This window comes from Nocardia sp. 852002-20019_SCH5090214, assembly GCF_001665865.1.
GTDB lineage: Bacteria > Actinomycetota > Actinomycetes > Mycobacteriales > Mycobacteriaceae > Nocardia > Nocardia nova.
Genome location: NZ_LZMK01000445.1, coordinates 43,994 through 50,369, shown reverse-complemented (window position 1 = coordinate 50,369; position 6,376 = coordinate 43,994). Strand labels below are relative to the sequence as shown.

Here is a 6,376-nt window from a genome sequence, read left to right as displayed (position 1 = left end):
GTCCCGGCCGGGACCACGGGCACACTCGTCTTGCGGTGGGGCGCGAAGCCTTTCGACTAGGACGAGGCCGAACGGTCGTCCCGCGGGGGCTCGGTGAGCGCATCGACGGCGCTGGTCAGCTCGGCGAGCGCCGGCGTGGCCGCGGTGAGAAGATGCTGCCACCCGGGGTGCAACGACGACAATGCCGCACGCAGGATGGCCGTGTTGGTCGCCTGCCACTCCTGGACCGCTTGCCGGCCCGCGGCCGTCAGAGTCAGGGTCACCGCGCGCCGGTCGTCGCCGCCCGCCCGGGCCATCATGCCGCGCTGAGTCAGCGCGTTCGCCAAGGTCGTCACCGTATTCGGGGCCAATTGCAGGAGGCGAGCCACCTGACCGGGCCGCACCCCTGGGTGGTCGCCCACGCACGACAGCAGTTCCAACTGCGCGACCGACAGGGTCGCCGCAGGTTCGGCGGTGCGCGCTGCTCGCCGCATGGCGCGTCGGAGCCTGGCGATGACATCGGCCAGAGCCACTTCGCCGAGTTCGCCGGTGTCGGCGGACGGTCCCTTCATCGGGCTGCTGCCTTTCGCTGCACTGGTTCGGCGCGCCGTTGACATGTGGTGGCCAGAGCCGCGGCGGCCACGATCGACAGTACGGCCACGGCCACCCGCGCGCCGTCGGCCGGCAGATGCGCGGCGTCGCACAGATGAAGAGAGAGTGTCACCACCGCCACCCCGCCCGCCGTTCCCAGACCGCGAGCCATGTTCACCGATCCGCCCGCCGTGCCGGAGCGATGCTCGGGGACCGCGGTCATGATGACGGCGTTGTTTCCGGGAATGAACATGCCCAGACCGATGCCGAGCACCGCCAGCCAGATCGCCGCCCACCACGGCGTCGTCGGCTCGATCACGATCGCCGCGGTGGCGATCACCATGATCGTCGCGCCGACGCGTTCCCTGCCCGCGGCGCGCCATCGGTTCGGCAGCACCCGCGCACCCCCGACCGCGGCCACGGCGAATCCGGCCGGCAGCGCCGTGAGGAGCAACCCGGTGCCGACCGCGCCGGCCGATGCGATCTGCGGAAACAATGCCAGCGGGCCGAACAGCACCAGATACGCCGCCCATGCTCCGAGAAGGCCGCGTCGCAGCGGCGGATGTGCGAACTGCGCCGGATCGATCAGTGGATGCTCGGTCCTTCTCTCCCACCACCACAGGCCTACGGCGCAGGCGATCGCGAATGCCGCCGGGAACACCGACGTCCACGCCGGCACCCCGAGTCCGGAAACCGCCGATGCGGCGGTCAGCACGCCGGCCGCGCCGCCGATGAGCAGCAGCAGACCCGGCACATCGAATCCGGTCAACCGCGCGCGAGTACGCGTGCGCGGCAACAGGTATCGCCCCGCGACAACCGCCAGACACCCCACCGGCACATTGATCGCGTACACCCATCGCCAGCCCAGCGAGGCCACGACCACTCCCCCGACCAGCGGTCCGAGCGCCAGACCCAGCGCCTGCGCACCGGCCTGCACTCCCAACGCGGTGCGGATCCGACGTGCCGCGACACTCGTTGCCACCAGCGCCACACTGTTGGCTTGCAGCATCGCCGCCCCTACTGCCTGCAGAACCCGAAAACCTGTGAGCCACCACAGGTTCGGCGCCAGCGCGCACAAGCCGGAGGCGAGGGTGAAGATCACGAAACCCTGAAGGTAGACGAACTTGCGTCCGGCAGCGTCGGACACTCTTCCAGCCGCGACGACCAGACCCACGAGGGTCACCAGGTAGGCGAGCGACACCCATTGCACACTCGCCAGCGGAGCCCCGAACTCCGACTGCAGCGCCGGGAACGTGAGAGTGACGATGCTGGCATCCAGTTGTCCCATGAACGCACCGAGACAGACCGCCGACACCGCCAACCATCCGGCCCACCGATGCTCCCTGATCACCCGCGGACGCGGCGACTCGACAACCATCGCTTCCTTCGACCGTAGTTCTGCTACAGAAGTACCTAAAGACTGACCCGGGCACGTCGAATTGTCAAAACCGCTTCACACTGGATCTATGTGGTCACGATTGCCCTTGGAGATGCATGATCACGATCTGTTACAGAACAGTTTCGCTGAAGTTCATGCCTGGTTCGGGGCTGCGCAAGTCAATCAACGCGGCTCGCGCACCGAATTCGAATCCGGCAACACGACGTCCGGCGAATCGGTGAAATATCCAAAGAGGTTGAGGGCCAAAGCATGTGATTCCGCCCACATCTAAAAGCGCATCTCCGCCTTTCTTGTTCGCCGCCTCGCCCCGAAGTGGGGCCACATCCTGGTGATTTCAGCCGCCTGTCCGACAACAAGGGGCGCGAGATGAACGAGGTTTGAATGAAAAATATTTCGGTGTTCACTGCCTGTTAGCTGGCCTGGTCTGTGATTCGTTCGTCCCTGAACCACTCCGTCTCGAGGTTCCGCAAAAAATGATGATGAGGAAATTCGCCGCGACCGCCGCCATGCTGGTCGCCGCCGTCGGCGTCGCGGCCGGTACCGCGAACGCCGACCCCGCCGCCCCCGCGGCGCCCGAGAGCGTCTACTACAAAGCCAGCGTCGTCGACAACGACAAAGCCGTCATCAAGACCGACGGCGGCTCCATCGTCAACGAAGACGGCATGCTCAAGATCAAGGCCGCCAACGGCACCGTCCTCGCCGGCACCCCCCTGAACTTCCGGGTCGACGACTTCGAATTCCCGATCGCCGCCGACATCTCCGGCAACACCGCCACCCTCACCCCGCAGTACGACGTGGCGCACGCGGTCTACAAGCCCGTCGCCCTGCCCTTCGAGGACTCGGCCCCGTGGAAGACCCCCTACGACCGTGAAACCGCCGCGTTCAACCGCCTGAAGGACACCATCTCCACCGGCGCCACCATCGGCACCCTGGCCGGTGGAATCGGCGGCGCGGTCATCGGCTGCATCGCCGGCGCCGCCGTCGGCGTCGTCGCCACCGGCGCGCTGGCCACTTTGTTCGGCCTCGGCCCGCTCGGCGGCTGTGTCGCCGGTGCTGCCGCCGTCGGCTTCCTGGGCGTGCTCGCCGGGCAGATCTTCATCACCGCCCCGGTCGCCATCGGCGCCGCGATCCAGTACTTCGCCACCACCACTGCGCCGTTCAACCCGCCGGCGCCGGCCAAGTAACGGGCCGGCACTCGGGCTTACGTACCGAAACGGGGCATTAGCCCACGATTTCGAACAGTCGGCAGGAACCGAAGCATGACGATGCCCTCGCAGCGGCTGCTGCGAGGGCATCGTCACGTGCGCATGTTGTCTGCCTCATCCGGCATTTCGTCATGACCTGCCGGCCTCGTCCCGCGATCTCGGCACTCGAATGTGCACACCTCGACGGCCGGCTCATCGCGGCGGCCCGACCACCGGACCGACGTCGGGCATGGCGGTGATACCGAAGTGCCTGCGCAGAGCTCTCCGGGCGGCGTGCACGCCGGGCATGCCGTGCACACCGGGGCCGGGCGGGGTGGATGCCGAGCAGAGGTAGACGTCGGGCAGCGAGGTGCGGTACGGATCCCACTGCGCAACCGGCCGCGCCATGATCCGGTACAGCGACACATGTCCGGCAGCGATGTCTCCGCCCACGTAATTGGCGTTGTGCGAGGACATTTCACTGGCGGGGATGCACCGTGAGCCGACGACGACATCGCGGAAACCGGGAGCGAACCGCTCGATCTGTTCGATCGCGGTCTCGGTGATGTCGCGCGTCGACCCGTTGGGGACGTGCGCGTAGCTCCACAGCGGCCGGTGCCCGTCGGGACCGAGGCGGGTCGGGTCGACGACGGTCGGCTGACTCACCAGCATCATCGGTGCCGGGTTGTGGCGGCCGCGACCGGCGTCCGATTCGGCGCGGGCCATCTGTTCGCGCGTGCCACCGAGGTGCACGGTGCCCGCCGCCGCGACCCGTGAATCGGCCCAGGGAACCGGCTCGCTGAGCACGAAATCCACCTTGGCGACACCGTTGTTCGACGAGAAGCGGCCCACCGCCCGGCGGTAGCGGGCGCTGAGCCGGTCACCGAACACCTCGGCCAGCGTCCAAGGGTTCGTATCGAACAGGTACACCCGCGCCGGCGGAAGGTCCGCGACGGACTCGACACGCTGATCGCAGATCACCTCCGCACCGCGCGCAGCCAGATCGGCGGTCAGCGCGTCGGTGATGGCCCGGCTCCCGCCGATAGGAATGGGCCAGCCGTGCGAATGCGCGAGCGTGCCCAGCAGCAACGCGGTAGCCGCACCTGCCGTCGCCGGAATCCCGGTGTTGGCGTGGGCACCGACGCCACTGAGCAGAGCACCGCAGACGTGCGCGTCGGTAGTGCGGTCCCACACCCGGGTGCCGAGTTGCATCGCCCGGATCCCCATCGTGGCGGCGGTAGCGAGCCCCCGCGGGTGCAGGACCGAGGCGGGAATGCTTCGCACATCGGACAGCCCGAGGCCGCGGACCGCGTCGACGCCCTCGACCAGCGGCGTCATGATCCGCCGGTACAGCCGACTGTCACGTTCGCTGTGTTCGCCCAGGGTGGCCACCGTCCGGGAAAGGTCGCGGTAGGCCAGAGCCGCTGGCGCCTCGTCGAGCGGGTGGGCGAAGGAAATCTCGGGATACCCGAACCGGACACCGCGCGCCGCGAGATCGAACTGCGCGAAGAACGGCGAGGCCACCGCCATCGGATGCACGGCCGAGCACAGATCGTGCCACAGCGGAACCGCCAGATCGAGGCGTTGTGTGCGGCATCCGCCGCCCGCCTCCGGCTCGGCCTCGAGCACCGTGACCGACAGGCCCGCCGCCGCACAAACGACCGCTGCCGCAAGACCATTGGGGCCCGATCCCACGACGACGACGTCGCTCGATGAGTTCATCCCGCGCGCCTTTCCGTCGACACCGCGTGCACAGGCCTATTCCACGAGGCGGCAGCTTCAAACATGCAAGCGCCCAGCTGGGCGGCAGGCGATGGTTCCGCCTGAACCGTCACTGTGCGTGAGGTGTAAACGAGGCTGCGGGGGTAGCCGACAGGTGGGGCTGGTGGCGAGCGGAAGGGGTTCGACGTGAGTGATATGGCGATCGCGCAGCGGTTGAGAGACCTTCTCGACGAAGACCCGGACTTGGCCGCCGGCTTGGAGCAGTCGTTGGTGCAAGCGCGGCAGGTGGCCGAAGACGGGCTGAAGGACGAGCTGCTCGAGGCGCTCCCGTGGCCCCAGTCCGTCGCGGAGTACGTCGACTACATCGACGATTTCGCTCGCTGGGTGCCACGCGAGACCGACTCGCCCGCATGGCGCGCCCAAGCACCGCACCAGCGGTACGCCCAAGAGGTCAGCGACCGGCTCTCGCACTTCTTCTGGATCATCGACCAGAGACCCGACGGCCGTGACACGTCCGTGGCATACGGCTCGGACACATTCCGGGAATGGGTCACCGACTTCGCCCGAGACTGGGGCAGTTTCCTCGACACACCCGAATCCTTCGGACCCGACGTGCTGGAATCGTTCATCGACAACGCTCCCGAATACCACGTCGGCGACTCCCTGATCGACGGCAAGCCGAACGCACCCAGCGGCTGGATGACCTTCAACCAGTTCTTCGCCCGCGAACTGAACGGCGGCCTACGACCGATTGCCGAACCCGGCAGCAACCGATCGATAGCCTCACCCGCCGACTGCACGTTCCAACACCGCTACGACATCGACGACGCCTCGAACATTCCGGCGACCACGATCAAAGGCACCCATAAGTACGGCAATATCGCCACCCTTCTCACCGGCAGCGACTACGCCGAGAAATTCGCCGGCGGGACCTTCACCCACTACATGCTGCCGACCCACGCCTATCACCGCTTCCACCTACCGGTGGGCGGTCTCGTCAAAGAGTCGTTCGTGACTCACGGGCAAGCGTTCATGCAGGTAGAGCTGTTCGACCACGGCCTGAAGGGCCAGGACAACGCCGAGACCGGCTTCGAGTTCTTCCAGACCCGGGGCGTGGTCATCATCGATACCACCGATTCACCGTGCGGCGACATCGGAACGGTCGCGGTCGTGTGCGTCGGCATGCAGAACGTCGCATCGGTAACCCTCACCTGCACCCCCGGCAAGCACATGGCCAAGGGAGACGAATTCGGCTACTTCACTTTCGGAGGTTCCGACATCATCCTGCTGTTCCAAAAGGGCGTCGACATCGACATCGATACCGCCGAGGAAACCCGTCTGGTCGGCGTGCCGGTGGCGCGGTGCAGGTGACCCGGCCCCGTCGCGCTCGCTCGCCGCGGGCTATCGATGCGGCGCTCGGTTCGGGCCATCGCTCACGACGGCTCCTCGCCGGCGTCGACCCGTTGAACGAACTCCTGGCGGACGGAGCTCGCTGACACGA

The 6,376-nt window shown here is 67.3% G+C and carries 5 protein-coding genes; 2 read left to right on the top strand and 3 right to left on the bottom strand.

All coding sequences use genetic code 11. The annotated features are described in order from the left end of the window. Positions 1 to 56 precede the first annotated feature (56 nt). Both A5780_RS37675 and A5780_RS37670 read right to left on the bottom strand, forming a co-directional pair. Complete coding sequence (locus A5780_RS37675; RefSeq protein WP_064905926.1) at positions 57 to 551, bottom strand: MarR family winged helix-turn-helix transcriptional regulator; 495 nt, start codon at positions 549 to 551, stop codon at positions 57 to 59. Further along, positions 548 to 1,948 carry an MFS transporter gene (locus A5780_RS37670; protein ID WP_064911409.1) on the bottom strand — a complete coding sequence of 467 codons (1,401 nt, stop codon included), beginning with the start codon at positions 1,946 to 1,948 and terminating at the stop codon, positions 548 to 550. The genes A5780_RS37675 and A5780_RS37670 overlap by 4 nt, the downstream gene beginning before the upstream one ends. Before the next feature lie 494 nt (positions 1,949 to 2,442). Here A5780_RS37670 and A5780_RS37660 point away from each other — a divergent pair, with 494 nt between their 5' ends. Next, positions 2,443 to 3,153, top strand: coding sequence for a hypothetical protein (locus A5780_RS37660; RefSeq protein ID WP_064911407.1), 711 nt, complete (start codon positions 2,443 to 2,445; stop codon positions 3,151 to 3,153). 213 nt (positions 3,154 to 3,366) lie between these two features. On the opposite strand, the gene A5780_RS37655 is transcribed toward A5780_RS37660, so the two are convergent. Further along, complete coding sequence (locus tag A5780_RS37655; protein ID WP_064911406.1) at positions 3,367 to 4,875, bottom strand: NAD(P)/FAD-dependent oxidoreductase; 1,509 nt, start codon at positions 4,873 to 4,875, stop codon at positions 3,367 to 3,369. A gap of 195 nt (positions 4,876 to 5,070) precedes the next feature. Here A5780_RS37655 and A5780_RS37650 point away from each other — a divergent pair, with 195 nt between their 5' ends. After that, positions 5,071 to 6,246, top strand: coding sequence for a phosphatidylserine decarboxylase (locus tag A5780_RS37650; RefSeq protein WP_231983221.1), 1,176 nt, complete (start codon positions 5,071 to 5,073; stop codon positions 6,244 to 6,246). Positions 6,247 to 6,376: the final 130 nt, after the last annotated feature.